Here is a 13,396-nt window from a genome sequence, read left to right as displayed (position 1 = left end):
AATCGATGAACGCTATTCCTGCGACTGAGACCCTCCAGACTGCCGCACCCACGCATATCGCGATCTCGGGCGTGTCGAAGACCTTCGAGACCCGCACCGGCACCGTCCATGCGCTCCAGAACATCAACCTCAACATTCGCAAGGGTGAGTTTGTTTCCGTTCTCGGGCCAAGCGGCTGCGGTAAGAGCACGCTGATGATGTTGCTGGCGGGCCTGACCTCGGTCAAGCTCGGCCGCATCATGGTTGGTGACAAGCATATCGACGGACCCAATGCGGATGCCGGCATCGTCTTCCAGCAGGACGTGCTGCTGGAATGGCGCACGGCGATCGACAATATCCTGCTGCAGGCCGAGATCCGGAAGGCGGATATGACGCAGGCACGCGAGCGGGCCCGCCAGCTCCTCGAAATGGTGTCGCTTCAGGATTTCGAGACGGCCTATCCCAAAGAGCTGTCCGGCGGCATGCGCCAGCGCGTCTCGATCTGTCGCGCGCTCTTGCACAAGCCGCCGCTGCTCTTGATGGACGAGCCCTTCGGCGCACTGGACGCGATGACGCGTGACCAGCTGCAGATCGACCTGCTGCGCCTGTGCGCCGACAATGAGATGACGGTGTTCTTTATCACCCATTCTATCCAGGAGGCGATCTTCCTCAGCGATCGCGTCGTCGTCATGTCGCCGCGCCCCGGCCGCATCGAGCGGATCATCGATATCGACCTGCCGCGACCGCGCCGGCTGGCCATGCGCGAGACCGCAAAATTCACTGCCTATACCCGCGACCTGACCGCGATCTTCAAGAGCCTCGGCGTCTTCCGGGAGGAGTACTGATCATGGCCCCCGATGTCCAAGACTATGCCGAAGTGCGACCAAGCCGGATCGACCGGCTGCTCGGCCGCGTGCCGCCCGCGCTCTGGATGATGACGGTGCTGCTTCTCGTCTGGGAATTCGTCGTGCGCGCTGCCGAAGTGCCGCCCTTCATCCTCCCGGCACCCTCCGCCATTCTCGAGGAAATGATTACTTACGGGCACCGCCTGCTTCCCAATGCCTTGGTGACGCTGAGCGAGGTGCTGGTCGGCTTTATCTGTGCCGTTCTGGTCGGCGTGCCGCTCGCCGTGATGATCGTCTATTCCCGCTTCATGGAAAAGGCGGTCTACCCGCTGATCGTCGCCAGCCAGACGATCCCGAAAGTGGCGATCGCGCCGCTGATGCTCACCTGGTTCGGCTATGGCATTGCGCCGAAAATCGTCATCGTCGTGCTGCTCTCCTTCTTCCCGATCGTCATTAATTCCGTCATGGGGCTCAAATCGACGACGCGGGAAATGGTCTATCTGTCCCGCTCCATGGGAGCGACCGGATGGCAGACCTTCTGGAAGTTCCGCCTGCCGCAGGCGCTGCCCAGCATCTTCGCCGGCTTGAAGCTCGCGACGGCGCTGTCGGTCATCGGGGCAATTGTCGCCGAGTTCATCGGGGCGGACAAAGGTCTCGGTTACCTCATCCTTATCGCAGGGGCCAACTTTAACATCGCCCGTCAATTCGCCGCCGTGGTGCTGATCTCGCTGATCGGCGTGCTGTTCTTCATCGTGCTCGAACAGATCGAGCGGATCGCCATTCCATGGCGCGCTCGCAGCGCGGCGAATGGCGACGGCTGAACGGCGTCTGGATCGACGAACACGAGAAACCGCCCGGCCAGGAGACTGGCAGGGCGGTTTTCCATTGTCGCCATGTCGTTGGCCAAATGCCGCATCGGTTGCGCGTACCGATTGCGATTTAACTCAGATGTCGAGAACGAGCCGGTCGGTCTTGGCGCCGGAGCAGCAGATCATGATCAGCCGATTGGAGTCTTTCTCGCGGGCGGACAGCACAGTGTCCTTGTGGTCGCACACGCCTTCGAGCACGACCGTCTCGCAGGTGCCGCAGACGCCTTCGCGGCAGGAATGCGCGACGGCGATGCCGTTGGCTTCCAGCACGTCCATGATGCTTTGGCCCGCCGGCACATGGAACTCCTTGCCCTGGCGCTTCAGAACGACGGTGAAGGCCTGAGTTGGTCGAGCATTGGTTCCAGAAAAGTGCTCGATATGCACATGCTCGGGCGGACGCCAGCCGGCGGAAGCCTTGAAGGTCTCGATCATCTTCGACGGCCCGCAGCAATAGAGATGTGCAACCTTCGGGATCGTCATGACGAGCTTGAGCAGCGGCATGACCCTGCCGGCTTCATCGTCGAAATGGAGGTGAACGCGGCCGGGCTGGGCGGCTTCAAGCTTGTCGAGTTCATCGAGGAAGGCGGCGCTGGCGCGGCTGCGCGCTGCGTAGAATAGTGTCCAGGGGCGGCCTAGCGCCTCCATCCGGCGGACCATCGCCAGGATCGGCGTAATGCCGATGCCGCCGGCGAAGAAGGCGCTTCGGTCCGCCTCCTCGAACAGGGGAAAGCTGTTGTGCGGCGGATCGGCAGGCAACACATCGCCCTCCTGCAGCCGCTCGGCGATATAGGACGAGCCCCCACGGCTCGCGGCATCGCGATTGACGGCGATCACATAGCGATCGCGCGTCTCAGGGCCGTTCGTCAGCGAATAGGAGCGACTGAGGTCGCCCGGCAATTTCAGATTGATGTGCGCCCCGGCGGTAAATGACGGGAGCGGCGACCCGTTTGCCGAGACCAGCTCTACGGCCCTGACCCCTTCTGCAACCGTGCGGATCGCGTCGACGCGCAGCATCAGCGGCTGCGCTGCGGCGCGGGGTTGAGGCTCTGCCATCGACATGGCATCTCCTGCTGGATCGTCGCGTTTCGAAAGAAGATCCGGCGACGGCGCGCCGGATCTCAGGGTCGGACTGGCGCTCATTCGGCAGCGGAGAGCCGGGGGCGGTGGCCTTTGATCTCGGCCATCTTCTCCTCATAGCCTTCCAGCCAATCGGTACCGTAGGGGACGACGATGTCGCCGCCGCGGGCGTCTCGCGCGAGCTCGGGGTTCGTCACCACCTCGGGGAGCTTGCCGGAGACGGCGAATTCCTTGGCGGCGTCCAGCATGACGCGGCGCGTCAGGATAACCATGCGGTCGGAGGCAGCGAGATGCTCCATGTCGCGATCGACGATGTGCCCCATCGATTCCTGGATGGCCTGGTCCTGCAGGGGAACGCCAACGATCCCGGTATAGCTGTCGCCGTTCCTCTGCCAGTCGCGGTCGATGCCGTAATCATTGCTGCGGTCCTTCACCGGACGCCAGCGCCCCTTCCAGTCCGTCGTGTTCGGCAGGTATTCGAGCGGCCGGGCAAGGCCGCCGACCGGCGTGCCGTCCTTGTACATCAACCCCTTCTTGCCGCCGCCTGAGGCGCGGCGCAGGTCGATGTTGAAGATCATGGTCGAGGTATCGTCGATCGGCACCCAGGCATTGACGGTGACGTTCTGGTCGATCTCGCCGGAGGGATAGGTAACCCAGAAGGGGAAGATATAGCTGGCGAAACGATGATGCTCGGTGCCTTCATAGGCATTGCGCTGCGCCGAATACATGGTGCCGAAGCGCATGACCGAGACATTGATCTTCGGCGCCTTCTCGGTGACGGTGAAGACTTCCGGATCGCTCAGATCCAGCTTTTCGCCATCGATGCCGCCGACATGCAGGAAGCCCAGATGCGAGGTGTCGATGTCGCCTTCCAGCGCCTGCATATAGTTGCAGTCGCGATGGGTAAGCGCGATGTTGCGGTCGTCCGGCTCGCCCATGATCGCTTCGATCTGCGGCAGCTCCGGCGGGTTTTCCTGCGCCTCGCCCATATAGGCAAAGACCATGCCGCCGGATTCCTTCACCCGATAGGCGATCGCCGGCGTGCCTGCCGGATATTTGGATTTGTCCTCGAGATTTGGCTGGTCGAGACACTTGCCGGTGACGTCGAATTTCCAACCGTGATAGGCGCAGCGGATGCCGCCCATCTCGTTGCGGCCGAAGAAGAGCGACGCGCAGCGGTGAGGGCAGCGGTGATCGAAGACGCCGACCCGGCCTTCACTGTCGCGAAAGGCGACCAGCTTCTCGCCGAGAATCATCAGACGGACCGGATCGCCATCCGCCTTCAGTTCGGACGAGAGGCAGACCGGGATCCAGAACTGACGGAAGAAATTCCCCATCAGCGTGCCCTTGCCGACGCGGCAGAGCTGTTCGTTTTCTTCAGCAGTGATCATATCGTGTCTCCTGATGGTCGGACTAATGGGCGGATCGGGCGACCGGCTCTTCGGCGCCTGGCGGCAGCGGGGCGAGAATATGCGCGCGCTCCATATTGGCGCGGGCAATTGCGACGGCGGCCCTGGTCTCCGAAGTCTCCGCCATTGGGCGGTGGAGGAAGTGATCCGGGGGATAGAATTTGGCTTCGCTGTAATAGGGCACGTACATTTCGTAGCGTGCGCGCAGCAGCGGATTGGAGAGGCCGGTGTCGGTCCTTCGGTCGCGGCGGAGCGCCTCGATGTCGATTAGGGCGCTGACGGCAATGCTCTCCTCGGCATCCTCCTGGAAGGCCAGCGTCTGGCCGTGGTGGTCGAGGATATGCGAGCGGCCGCCAGGGATGCTGTTGTCCGGGGAGAAGCCGATCGGCCCGGCGACATTGGCGCTGACAAGATAGACCATGTTTTCGGCGACACGGGTCAGCTTGGCCGCTTCCTGAGCCTCCGTCCGCATGGAATTGGTGGGATGCAGGATCACCTCCGCGCCCTGCATCATCATGACCCGCGCCACTTCGGGCACATTGATCTCGCCACAGGGGATCAGGCACACGCGGCCGAGTTCCGTGTCGACCACTGGAAACACCTCTTCCTGCGGCGTGGCGGCCAGATAGTCGCTCATGAAGTCATGCACGGAGGGGAAGGCCGCGGTGTTGACGCGCCGATAGTTGAGGATGATCTCCCCCTGCCGGTCGATCAGAAAGGAGGAGTTGAAATAGCGCCCAGGCCATTCCGGCGGCGCCTCGAACATACTGCCGGCGATGTAGATGCCTTCGCGTTTGGCGAGCGCCTGAAGCGGCGCCGTCAGCGGGCCGGGGATCGCCGAGCAGGCGCGCCTGATCCAATCTTCCACGCCCATCTGCAGCGGTGGCCCCTGCATGGCGAATTCCGGGAAGACTACGAGGTCCGGCTTCTCGTCGGAGTCACAGGCCTGCTCAATGAGCGTCAGGAGGCGATCGAGGTTGCGTTGGATGAGAAGGGCGGCCTCGCCATCGTCCGCGGCCTGACAGGCACGCTCGCTGCGCATCTGGATGCTCGTTGCCCGCCAGGTTCTGACTGCCATTTCCCGCTCTCCCTATCCGGCAGACACGCTGCACGCCATTGGTATACCAGTTTGTAGCGCTCATAATCCGTCTTGCCAAGAGGCTTTCGACAGGAGGTGCTCGGGACCACTAACTCTCGGATGCCAGCGGCATGCCTGTGGTCTATCGGTTCGGCAGATGCTGGGCTAGAAGGGGACATTTGAGGGGGCAGACCATGACCATAGCAGAAGAAGATCTTGTCACGATGGATGGACCAGTCGAGCGCGTGAACCTGACCGAGCAGGTCTATGAGCAGATTATCGAGATCCTAATCCGCGGCGAACTTAAGCCGGGAGACGTCATCGTCGAACGGCGCATGGCCGAGCGGTTGAACGCCTCGCGGACACCTGTGCGCGAGGCGCTCGGTCGGCTGGAAGCGGAAGGGCTCATCTATAAGCAGGCCGGCCGAGGCGTGACGGTCAGTCCGTTCTCCACGGAAGCCTTCGTCGAGCTCTTGAACGTGCGGCAGCTGCTCGAGGCGGAGGCCGCGCGACTGGCGGCGGGGCGAATTCCGCAAAGCCGCATCGACGCGATCCGTCAGGCGCTGCATCAGCTCGCCGAGAAAACCAACCCCACTCTCAGCGAGATCTGGGACATTGATGACATGCTGCATGGCGAGATCGCCGATGCGGCGGGCAATCTGCTGCTCGCAGGGATGATCCGCGATCTGCGCCGACGCACCCATGTCTTCAACGCCTATCGCAACCCGACGCGCTACAAGTTCAGTGCCGAGGAGAATGCGGTGCTGCTGGATGCCATCGCCACTGGCGACCAGGATAAGGCCCGCCAGGCGATGAAGGATCATATCGAGGCCGTGAAGGTTGCGGTGATCGACCGGCTGAGCGGTGCGAGCCGCTGAGGCGCGGCCTCATTAGTCCTTAAGGCCATTTTCAGAGACCTCGGACAGCCAAACCGGCTGCTCTTCCTTTTTTGGCGTGCAAATGGCATTCTGTTGGTGTACCAAGATTGGCAGCCCGCAGCCGGCGTCTTTCCGCACTTCCAACATCGGATGTATGATGATCTACGACCTGACGATCCTGTCGCTTCTCCCCAACACGCTCGGCGCCGTCATGCCGATCCTACCGCAAACCTATCGGCAGTTCTCGTCGACGGGAACATCGCTCGGCGCCTTTGCCTGCGAGTTCGGTACGCTGAACCGCTTCGCTTTCCTGACCGCCTATGAGACGATCGAGGCGCTGACGCAGGAGCGCGCGCGGCTGATGACGGAAGAAAACCCCTATGGCATCGGCCAGTATCTTGGCGGGGTGAGCACCGCGGCCTTCAAGCCGCTCGCCTTCGCCAAGCCCATCGTTCCCGGCACCTACGGACCTTTCTACGAATTCCGCACCTATACGCTGGCGCCCTTCGGCCTCGCCGAGACCGAAGAAGCCTGGTCAAAGATCATCGACCGTCGGCATGCCATGTCGCCGCTTCTGACCAATATGGCCTCGATCGAGGACGGGCCGCAGAAGATGGTCCACATCTGGCCTTATGCGACGATCGAGGCCCGGATGGCTGCGCGCGCCGAGGCCAGCAAGGAAGGTATCTGGCCACCGCCGGGCGGCTCCGGCAAGCTCACCAACCTTCAGTCCGAGCTCTTTGTCGCAACTGCCTTCTCGGACTTGAAGTGAATGGGCGCCTCGCGGCGACTGATCGAGCTGGGCCTCGTCCTTCCCCCGCCGCCGGCGCCCGTTGCCCGGTTCCTGCCGGCCGTGGAAGCCAACGGCTTGCTCTTCCTGTCCGGGCTCGCACCGCTTGGGCCCGATGGTGCGCCAGTGATCGGCCTGGTCGGCCAGGACTTTACGGCCGAGGAGGCGCAAGGCTTTGCCCGGCTGGTGGGTCTCAATCTGCTTTCGGTCATGCAAGCGACCTTGGGCAGCCTGGACAGGGTGCAGCGGATCGTGAAAGTGCTCGGCCTCGTCAATGCCGTCCCGGACTTCACCCGCCACCCGTTCGTCATCGACGGATGCTCGACGCTCTTCTACGAGGTCTTCGGCGATCAAGGGATGCATGCGCGCACCGCCATGGGCGCAGGCTCTCTGCCAAGCGGCATCCCGGTCGAGATTGAGGCCGTCGTGCAGATCGCCTGATGCTGGCCTGCGAATTGGGGAAGCGTGATGAATCAAGACGCCGTATTGACCTCTGGAACCAACAGGACGCGCTATGTGTGAACTCCTTATACGCGGCACGATCGTCACGCCGGATGGTCCAATCGAAAACGCCTGGTTGGCCATTGAGGACGGCAAAATTGCTGCGGTAGGCAGCGGGCCAGCGCCCGCCGCCGCGGAAGTCTTCGATGCCGGCAGCGCGCTCGTCATGCCGGGGATCATCGATGGTCAGACCCATGCCGGCAGCTATGGCGGCTTGGAAGGCCTCCGCTCGACCACGCGCTCGGCCGTCGCCGGCGGGGTCACCACGATCGTCGACATGCCCTATGACAATCCCGTACCCTTGAACGACAAGGCGACGCTTGAAGCGAAGATCGACGCGATCGGCCAGCATGCCCATGCCAATGTGGCGCTCTATGGCACCATCATGCCGGATCAGACCACCGAGGATCTGAAGGTACTGATCGAAGGCGGCGTCTGCGCCTTTAAGATTTCGGCCTTCGAAAGCAGTCCGACCCGCTTTCCGCGCATTCCCGCGGATCGGATGCTCGACATCTTCGAAGCCCTGGCGCCGACCCAGCTGCCGCTCGGCATTCACAACGAGGATCAGGAGATCGTCCGCGCCAGGATCGCCCGCGCCAAGGCCGAGGGTCGGGACGGCATCGCCGCCCATTCGGACAGTCGCCCGCCCGCAGCAGAACTTTCCTCCACCGCCCATTTTCTCGAACTTGGCGCCGCGACCAGTGCCCATGCCCATATCGTGCACCTCAGCCTGGCGCGCGGCTTCCAACTGGTCGATACCTATCTTCAGGCAGGCTACCGCGCCACCGGCGAGCTCTGCGTCCATTATCTCTGGTTCGACCCGTCCACGCATGGCGCGGAGCTCGGCGCGCGCATGAAGGTCAATCCGCCCGTCCGTCCCGGAGAAATCGAGCGGCTCTGGCAGGAGGTCGTCTCCGGCCGCGTCGCTTTTGTGAGCTCTGATCATTCGAGCTGGCCAATCGACAACAAGTTCACGCCGTCGATTTTCGAAGCAGGGGCGGGGGTGCCGGGGCTCGAAACCCTGCTTCCGGCCTTCTTCACAGGCGCCGCGGCGCGCGGACTCGACGCCGTCGCGCTGACGGCGCAGCAGCTCTGCGAGAACCCGGCTCGCTTCTTCGGGCTGTGGCCGCGAAAGGGTGCCCTGATCGCCGGTGCGGATGCCGATATCGCCATCGTGGCGCGTCAGGCGCATATCTGGAACGCGCAGTTTGCCCATGACGGGCTGAATTGGTCGCCCTTCGATGGACGAGAGTTCGGGATCAAGGTCGCACGCACTTATGTCAATGGAAAGCTGGCTTATGACGGGGCAAAGGTCTGCAACGCGCCCGGTGATGGGCGCTATCTGCCGCGCGGCGATCATCACTGGTTTGCATGAGAAGAAGCGAAAACTGACATGAGCTTGATCACCACTGAAACGAGGGGCGTCTTCGTCATTGCCGTCACGCCCTTTCGCGAGGACATGTCGATCGATGTAGAGAGCATCGATCGCGTCACCGATTTCTACTACGAAAAAGGGGCCGACGGGCTGACAGTGCTCGGCATGATGGGCGAGGCACCGAAGCTGACGCAGAGCGAAGCGCTTGCGGTCGCGCGGCAATCCATCAGGCGATCGAACGGCAAGCCGGTGGTGGTCGGCGTATCCGCACCGGGGCTCGCCGCGATCGGCGAGCTGACGAAGGCGGTGATGGACGAGGGTGCCGCCGGCGTCATGGTCGCGCCGCCTTCGACCTTGAAGACTGATGAACAGATCCTCGGCTATTATCAGACTGTCGTTGCAACGATCGGGGCCGATGTCCCTGTCGTTCTTCAGGATTTTCCGCTGGTCACCCATGTGCAGATCTCGACCGGAACGCTCGGGGCGATTGTCGAGGCCTTACCAAGCATCGTCATGCTCAAACATGAGGACTGGCCGGGGCTACAGAAGATCAGCGATCTCAGAAAGGCTGAAGCGGCCGGGCGCCGGCGCATCTCGATCCTGTGCGGCAATGGCGGCGTCTTCCTGCCCGAGGAGATGAAGCGCGGCGCCGATGGCGCCATGACGGGCTTTGCCTTTCCAGAAATGATGGCCGATATTGTCCGCCTTTCCAATGCCGGCGAGCATGAGCGCGCGATGGATCTTTTCGAAGCCTATCTGCCGCTCGTTCGCTATGAGCAGCAGCCTAGCATTGGCCTTGCCGTCCGCAAGCATGTACTGGCAAAGCGCGGCGCGATCGCCAGCGCCACCCAGCGCCGCCCGGGTACGGGCCTCAGCCCGGCGGCGATTGCCGAGGTCGAGGACATGATCGCGCGCCAGGCGCGCAAGCTCGAACAGGTGAAGTAGAATGGATCTCGGACTTTCCGGAAAAAAGGCGCTCGTGCTCGGCGCGAGCCGCGGCCTTGGTGCGGCCGCCGCGCAGGCGCTGGCCGCCGAAGGCGTCACGGTCTTCGCGGCCGCGCGCAATGTCGGTGCGCTGACGCCAAGCGAGGCGATCAGGCCCATCCAGGTCGATCTTGCCGACAAGCAATCGATCGGGGCACTGATCGAGACCGTCCAGGCCGAAGGCGGCGTCGACATTCTCGTCAACAATGGCGGGGGCCCGAAGGCCGGTCCCGCGCAGGGGCAGCCCACCTCCGCCTGGACCAGCGCCTTCGAAGTCATGGCGCTGCCCTTCTTCGGGATCACCGATGCGCTGATCGGCGGGATGATCGAGAAGGGCTGGGGCCGCATTCTGACGATCGGTTCGTCGGGCATCGTCCAGCCCATCCCCAATCTCGGCCTTTCGAACGGCATTCGCGGCGCCATTGCCGGCTGGTCGAAGACCCTGGCGAACGAGGTGGCGCCGCACGGGATCACGGTGAACATGATCATTCCCGGCCGTGTCGCCACCGACCGGCTGCAGGAGCTTGATTCCGGCAAGGCTGAGCGGACAGGTGCGAGCCTCGAGGATGTCCAGGCCGCTTCGCGCGCTGAAATCCCTGTCGGCCGCTACGGTCGCCCCGACGAGTTCGGCGCAGTCGCGGCCTTCCTGGCGAGCCAGCAGGCAAGCTACATCACCGGCTCGATCATTCGCGTCGATGGTGGGCTGATCAGGGGGCTTTGACGTCCTGAGCCGCGTGCTGTGACGGAGCCCAAGGGCTTAATCGACAATCGGGGCCTGTGCGGATCCCACTCAAGGCTGACAAGGAGAGGCGTTCGCTACTCGGCTCTCGTTGTTCCTGAGACTGGCGCCACCGAAGTTACCCCCGGCGACTGGTCATTTTTACTGGTCAGGTCCTCATCCCCCAAGCACGTGGCGGTGAGAGCCTGAGCGAGCTTGACTTCGAGAGGCAAGACAGCAAGATTGTATCTTCGTATACAAAAGGTGCTGTAATGTTTGAGATCGTCAACTATCCCGGCCATGCGCCATCCTCCAAGCCTCTTGGCCCGGCGCCGCTCAGTCCGGCGTTGGTCGGAGGCGACGTGCTGTTCATCTCCGGTCAGGTCGGGATCGATCCGGATACGGCCGAGATTGTCGGGCCAAGCTTTCCCGAACAGGCCCACCAGGCTCTCAAGAATGTCCGATCGCTGGTCGAGAATGCCGGCTTCTCGATGAGCGATGTCGTCAAGGTCACCATTTTCCTGACCCGGCTTGAGGACTTCGCCGAGCTCAACGCGATCTACCGCCAATATTTTGCCGAACCCTATCCCACCCGCTCCACGGTCGGGATCTCGCTTCAGCCGGCAAGCCTGCTGATCGAGATCGAGGGCATCGCCATGCGACGTAACGCGGGAGGACGACCATGACCAAGACGATTGAGATCCTCGTCGAAAGCGATCCTGCACAGGGCCTCGGCCTCCAGATCGAGGGTGACGCTGTCTCTTCCCGCTGCCGCGCAGCGGGCATCGCAGTGTCCGTCACGACCAATACGGATCCCGCTCGCCTCGCCGAAGCGGCGCGCAGTGCGGATGTCATCATCAGCAATCACAAGTTCGATATCGGGCGCGTGAAGGAAACGGCACCGTCCTTCGCCTGGCTTCAGGTCACCTCGGCCGGTGTGGAAGCCTATCTGAAGACGTTGCCGGACGATGTCATCCTCACCAATGCCTCCGGCGTCCATGCGGAGAAGGGGGCGGAGTTTATCCTTGCCTCGGTGCTGATGCTGAACTACCGCATCCCGTACTTCGCGTCGCAAAAGGTTCAGCGGGCCTGGACCCCGGTGTTCGAATCGGTCGTCCGCGGCAAGACGGCAACCATTCTCGGCGTCGGCGCGATCGGCGGCGCTGCCGTACCACTGCTGAAGGCACGGGGGATGAGGGTCATCGGCGTCACCAGCCGCGGCACCACGGAAGCGCCCGTCGATGCCTGCTACCGCCTGGACCAGATCTCCACTGTCCTGCCCAAGACAGACTTCCTGATCTCCACCCTGCCGCTCACTCCGGAGACGGAGGGGCGGATCGGCGGCGAGGCGCTTGATCTCCTGCCGCACGGCGCCGGGGTGGTGGTAGCCGGCCGCGCCAAGGTCCTCGATTATGGCGCCCTGGCGGCGCGTCTCGAGAGCGGCCGGCTTAGCGGGGCGGTGCTGGACGTGTTTCCCGAAGAGCCGGTTCCCGCCGACCATCAGATCTGGTCCGTACGGAACCTGGTCATGACGCCGCATTGCAGCGTCGACGATCACGCCGGCTATATCGATCGCTGCCTCGATATCTTCATGGACAATCTCCCCCGCTTCCTGGCCGGCGAGCCCATGCGCAACGTCGTCCGTCCTGAAAAGGGCTACTGAGACGGCCAAAGCGAAGCCTTGGTTGAAAGGGAGAGGCCGGCGAAATCGCCGGCCTCTCCTGTGTTCAGTTCCTGACGAGATATTTCTCGATGATCGCCGGATCCGGCTCGACGCCGAGGCCCGGCTCAGTCGGCAGATGGGCAAAGCCGTCCTTGATGGTGACGGGGTTGCGGGCGAGCTTGCGGGCGATCTCGTTCGGCTCGACGCAATATTCCATGACCAGCGCGTTTTCGGTGGCGCAGAGGAAGTGGAGAGACGCGGCGGTGTTGATGTCGGTCGTAAAATTGTGGTTGCAGACCTTGCGGCCGCGGCTCATGGCGTAGTCGGCGATCCGGACGGCCTGGGTAAATCCGGTGCGGGTCAGATCGATCTGCACGACATCGATGCCGCCCTCGTCGATTAGGCGCTCGAAGCCGACGACGCTGCATTCCTCCTCGCCGGCAGCGATATATTGCGAGCAGGCCTCGGAGACCTTGCCATAGCCGGCATAATTGTCCGGGTGCAGCGGTTCCTCGATCCAGAACAGGCGGTAGGGTTCGAAGAGCGAGGCGCGGCGGATCGTGGTCTTGGCATCCCAGGTGAGACCGACATCGAGCATGAAGTCGTTGTCGTCGCCGATCGCCCTGCGCACGGCCTCGACATAGGCAAGGTCGGCGCGCTCGTCGCGGCCGAAGGGCTCCCAGCCGAACTTGACGCCGGTATGACCGGTATCGATCGCCGCCTTGGCGCGATCGACCGTCGCCTCGATGGTGAACTGGAACATGTTGGAGGAGTAGACCCGCATCCTGTCGCGGAAGGCGCCGCCGAGCAGCGTCGAGATCGGCTGGCCAAGCGCCTTGCCCTTGATGTCCCACAGCGCGATGTCGATCCCGGCCATGGCCTGCAGGGTGGCGCCGGCGCGGCCATAGAAGATCGTCGCGCGATGCATGAGCGACCAGAGGCGGCCCGTGTCGAGCGGGTTCTCGCCGATCAGCAGCCGCTTCAGGCCCGTCACCATCGTGTGCGAATAGGGAGCGTCGATGATGGACTTCACGACCGATGGGCATCCGTCCACCTCACCCCAGCCGACGATGCCCGCATCCGTGCTGATTCGGATCAGCAGCGTGTCCTGCGAGCTATCGGTCCGGCTCTCGATGGTCGGCAGCTTGAGATAGAAGGTTTCGACGTCGGTGATTTTCATGCGGGACTCCTAAGCAGAAAGCCAAGCCTCGCATATCGTCTAATTATATA

The 13,396-nt window shown here is 63.0% G+C and carries 14 protein-coding genes; 10 read left to right on the top strand and 4 right to left on the bottom strand.

The window, feature by feature from the left end; all coding sequences use genetic code 11:
* Positions 1-5 precede the first annotated feature (5 nt).
* Both U8330_RS14315 and U8330_RS14310 read left to right on the top strand, forming a co-directional pair.
* The gene (locus U8330_RS14315) at positions 6-824 is read left to right on the top strand and encodes an ABC transporter ATP-binding protein (RefSeq protein WP_323105931.1); all 819 of its coding nucleotides are present in this window, start codon (positions 6-8) and stop codon (positions 822-824) included.
* A gap of 2 nt (positions 825-826) precedes the next feature.
* A complete protein-coding gene (locus U8330_RS14310) occupies positions 827-1,645 on the top strand; it encodes an ABC transporter permease (RefSeq protein WP_323105930.1) in 819 nt (272 codons plus the stop codon).
* A gap of 123 nt (positions 1,646-1,768) precedes the next feature.
* Here the strand turns inward: U8330_RS14310 and U8330_RS14305 are convergent, their stop codons facing one another.
* The 3 genes from U8330_RS14305 to U8330_RS14295 form a co-directional block, all read right to left on the bottom strand.
* A complete protein-coding gene (locus U8330_RS14305; protein WP_323105929.1) occupies positions 1,769-2,752 on the bottom strand; it encodes a PDR/VanB family oxidoreductase in 984 nt (327 codons plus the stop codon).
* A gap of 77 nt (positions 2,753-2,829) precedes the next feature.
* Positions 2,830-4,161, bottom strand: coding sequence for a Rieske 2Fe-2S domain-containing protein (locus U8330_RS14300; protein WP_323105928.1), 1,332 nt, complete (start codon positions 4,159-4,161; stop codon positions 2,830-2,832).
* A gap of 22 nt (positions 4,162-4,183) precedes the next feature.
* Complete coding sequence (locus U8330_RS14295) at positions 4,184-5,257, bottom strand: nitrilase-related carbon-nitrogen hydrolase (RefSeq protein ID WP_323105927.1); 1,074 nt, start codon at positions 5,255-5,257, stop codon at positions 4,184-4,186.
* A 194-nt stretch (positions 5,258-5,451) separates the two neighbouring features.
* Between U8330_RS14295 and U8330_RS14290 the strand changes: the two genes are divergently transcribed.
* The 8 genes from U8330_RS14290 (at position 5,452) to U8330_RS14255 (ending at position 12,166) form a co-directional block, all read left to right on the top strand.
* Positions 5,452-6,135: a GntR family transcriptional regulator gene (locus tag U8330_RS14290; protein ID WP_323105926.1), complete on the top strand. Its 684-nt coding sequence runs from the start codon at positions 5,452-5,454 to the stop codon at positions 6,133-6,135.
* 154 nt (positions 6,136-6,289) lie between these two features.
* The gene (locus U8330_RS14285; protein WP_323105925.1) at positions 6,290-6,907 is read left to right on the top strand and encodes an NIPSNAP family protein; all 618 of its coding nucleotides are present in this window, start codon (positions 6,290-6,292) and stop codon (positions 6,905-6,907) included.
* Positions 6,908-7,366: a RidA family protein gene (locus U8330_RS14280; protein ID WP_323105924.1), complete on the top strand. Its 459-nt coding sequence runs from the start codon at positions 6,908-6,910 to the stop codon at positions 7,364-7,366. It abuts the gene before it with no gap.
* Positions 7,367-7,439: 73 nt separating this feature from the next.
* The gene (locus tag U8330_RS14275) at positions 7,440-8,801 is read left to right on the top strand and encodes a dihydroorotase family protein (protein ID WP_323105923.1); all 1,362 of its coding nucleotides are present in this window, start codon (positions 7,440-7,442) and stop codon (positions 8,799-8,801) included.
* Between the two features lie 18 nt (positions 8,802-8,819).
* Positions 8,820-9,746 (top strand): dihydrodipicolinate synthase family protein, encoded by a 927-nt coding sequence (locus tag U8330_RS14270; protein ID WP_323105922.1) that lies wholly within the window; start codon positions 8,820-8,822, stop codon positions 9,744-9,746.
* Position 9,747: 1 nt separating this feature from the next.
* A complete protein-coding gene (locus U8330_RS14265; protein WP_323105921.1) occupies positions 9,748-10,506 on the top strand; it encodes an SDR family oxidoreductase in 759 nt (252 codons plus the stop codon).
* Positions 10,507-10,775: 269 nt separating this feature from the next.
* Positions 10,776-11,189 carry a Rid family detoxifying hydrolase gene (locus tag U8330_RS14260; RefSeq protein ID WP_323105920.1) on the top strand — a complete coding sequence of 138 codons (414 nt, stop codon included), beginning with the start codon at positions 10,776-10,778 and terminating at the stop codon, positions 11,187-11,189.
* Positions 11,186-12,166, top strand: a complete 981-nt coding sequence (locus U8330_RS14255; RefSeq protein WP_323105919.1) for a D-2-hydroxyacid dehydrogenase — start codon at positions 11,186-11,188, stop codon at positions 12,164-12,166. Before U8330_RS14260 ends, U8330_RS14255 begins: the two co-directional genes overlap by 4 nt.
* 64 nt (positions 12,167-12,230) lie before the next feature.
* Here U8330_RS14255 and U8330_RS14250 read toward each other — a convergent pair whose 3' ends face one another.
* The gene (locus U8330_RS14250; protein ID WP_323105918.1) at positions 12,231-13,346 is read right to left on the bottom strand and encodes a mandelate racemase/muconate lactonizing enzyme family protein; all 1,116 of its coding nucleotides are present in this window, start codon (positions 13,344-13,346) and stop codon (positions 12,231-12,233) included.
* Between the last annotated feature and the right edge of the window lie 50 nt (positions 13,347-13,396).

This window comes from Rhizobium sp. CC-YZS058, from assembly GCF_034720595.1.
In the GTDB taxonomy this organism is placed as follows: Bacteria; Pseudomonadota; Alphaproteobacteria; order Rhizobiales; family Rhizobiaceae; genus Ferranicluibacter.
Note: the sequence above shows the minus strand (reverse complement) of the source record. Positions and strands in the feature narration are given on the sequence as shown.

What these genes read in the sequence shown, in the direction of transcription:
- U8330_RS14290 (WP_323105926.1), top strand. Translation starts at nt 5,452, where the DNA reads ATGACCATAGCAGAAGAAGATCTTGTCACGATGGATGGACCAGTCGAG.
- U8330_RS14295 (WP_323105927.1), bottom strand. Translation starts at nt 5,257, where the DNA reads ATGGCAGTCAGAACCTGGCGGGCAACGAGCATCCAGATGCGCAGCGAG.
- U8330_RS14300 (WP_323105928.1), bottom strand. Translation starts at nt 4,161, where the DNA reads ATGATCACTGCTGAAGAAAACGAACAGCTCTGCCGCGTCGGCAAGGGC.
- U8330_RS14275 (WP_323105923.1), top strand. Translation starts at nt 7,440, where the DNA reads ATGTGTGAACTCCTTATACGCGGCACGATCGTCACGCCGGATGGTCCA.
- U8330_RS14270 (WP_323105922.1), top strand. Translation starts at nt 8,820, where the DNA reads ATGAGCTTGATCACCACTGAAACGAGGGGCGTCTTCGTCATTGCCGTC.
- U8330_RS14310 (WP_323105930.1), top strand. Translation starts at nt 827, where the DNA reads ATGGCCCCCGATGTCCAAGACTATGCCGAAGTGCGACCAAGCCGGATC.
- U8330_RS14260 (WP_323105920.1), top strand. Translation starts at nt 10,776, where the DNA reads ATGTTTGAGATCGTCAACTATCCCGGCCATGCGCCATCCTCCAAGCCT.
- U8330_RS14305 (WP_323105929.1), bottom strand. Translation starts at nt 2,752, where the DNA reads ATGTCGATGGCAGAGCCTCAACCCCGCGCCGCAGCGCAGCCGCTGATG.
- U8330_RS14280 (WP_323105924.1), top strand. Translation starts at nt 6,908, where the DNA reads ATGGGCGCCTCGCGGCGACTGATCGAGCTGGGCCTCGTCCTTCCCCCG.
- U8330_RS14250 (WP_323105918.1), bottom strand. Translation starts at nt 13,346, where the DNA reads ATGAAAATCACCGACGTCGAAACCTTCTATCTCAAGCTGCCGACCATC.
- U8330_RS14315 (WP_323105931.1), top strand. Translation starts at nt 6, where the DNA reads ATGAACGCTATTCCTGCGACTGAGACCCTCCAGACTGCCGCACCCACG.
- U8330_RS14285 (WP_323105925.1), top strand. Translation starts at nt 6,290, where the DNA reads ATGATGATCTACGACCTGACGATCCTGTCGCTTCTCCCCAACACGCTC.
- U8330_RS14265 (WP_323105921.1), top strand. Translation starts at nt 9,748, where the DNA reads ATGGATCTCGGACTTTCCGGAAAAAAGGCGCTCGTGCTCGGCGCGAGC.
- U8330_RS14255 (WP_323105919.1), top strand. Translation starts at nt 11,186, where the DNA reads ATGACCAAGACGATTGAGATCCTCGTCGAAAGCGATCCTGCACAGGGC.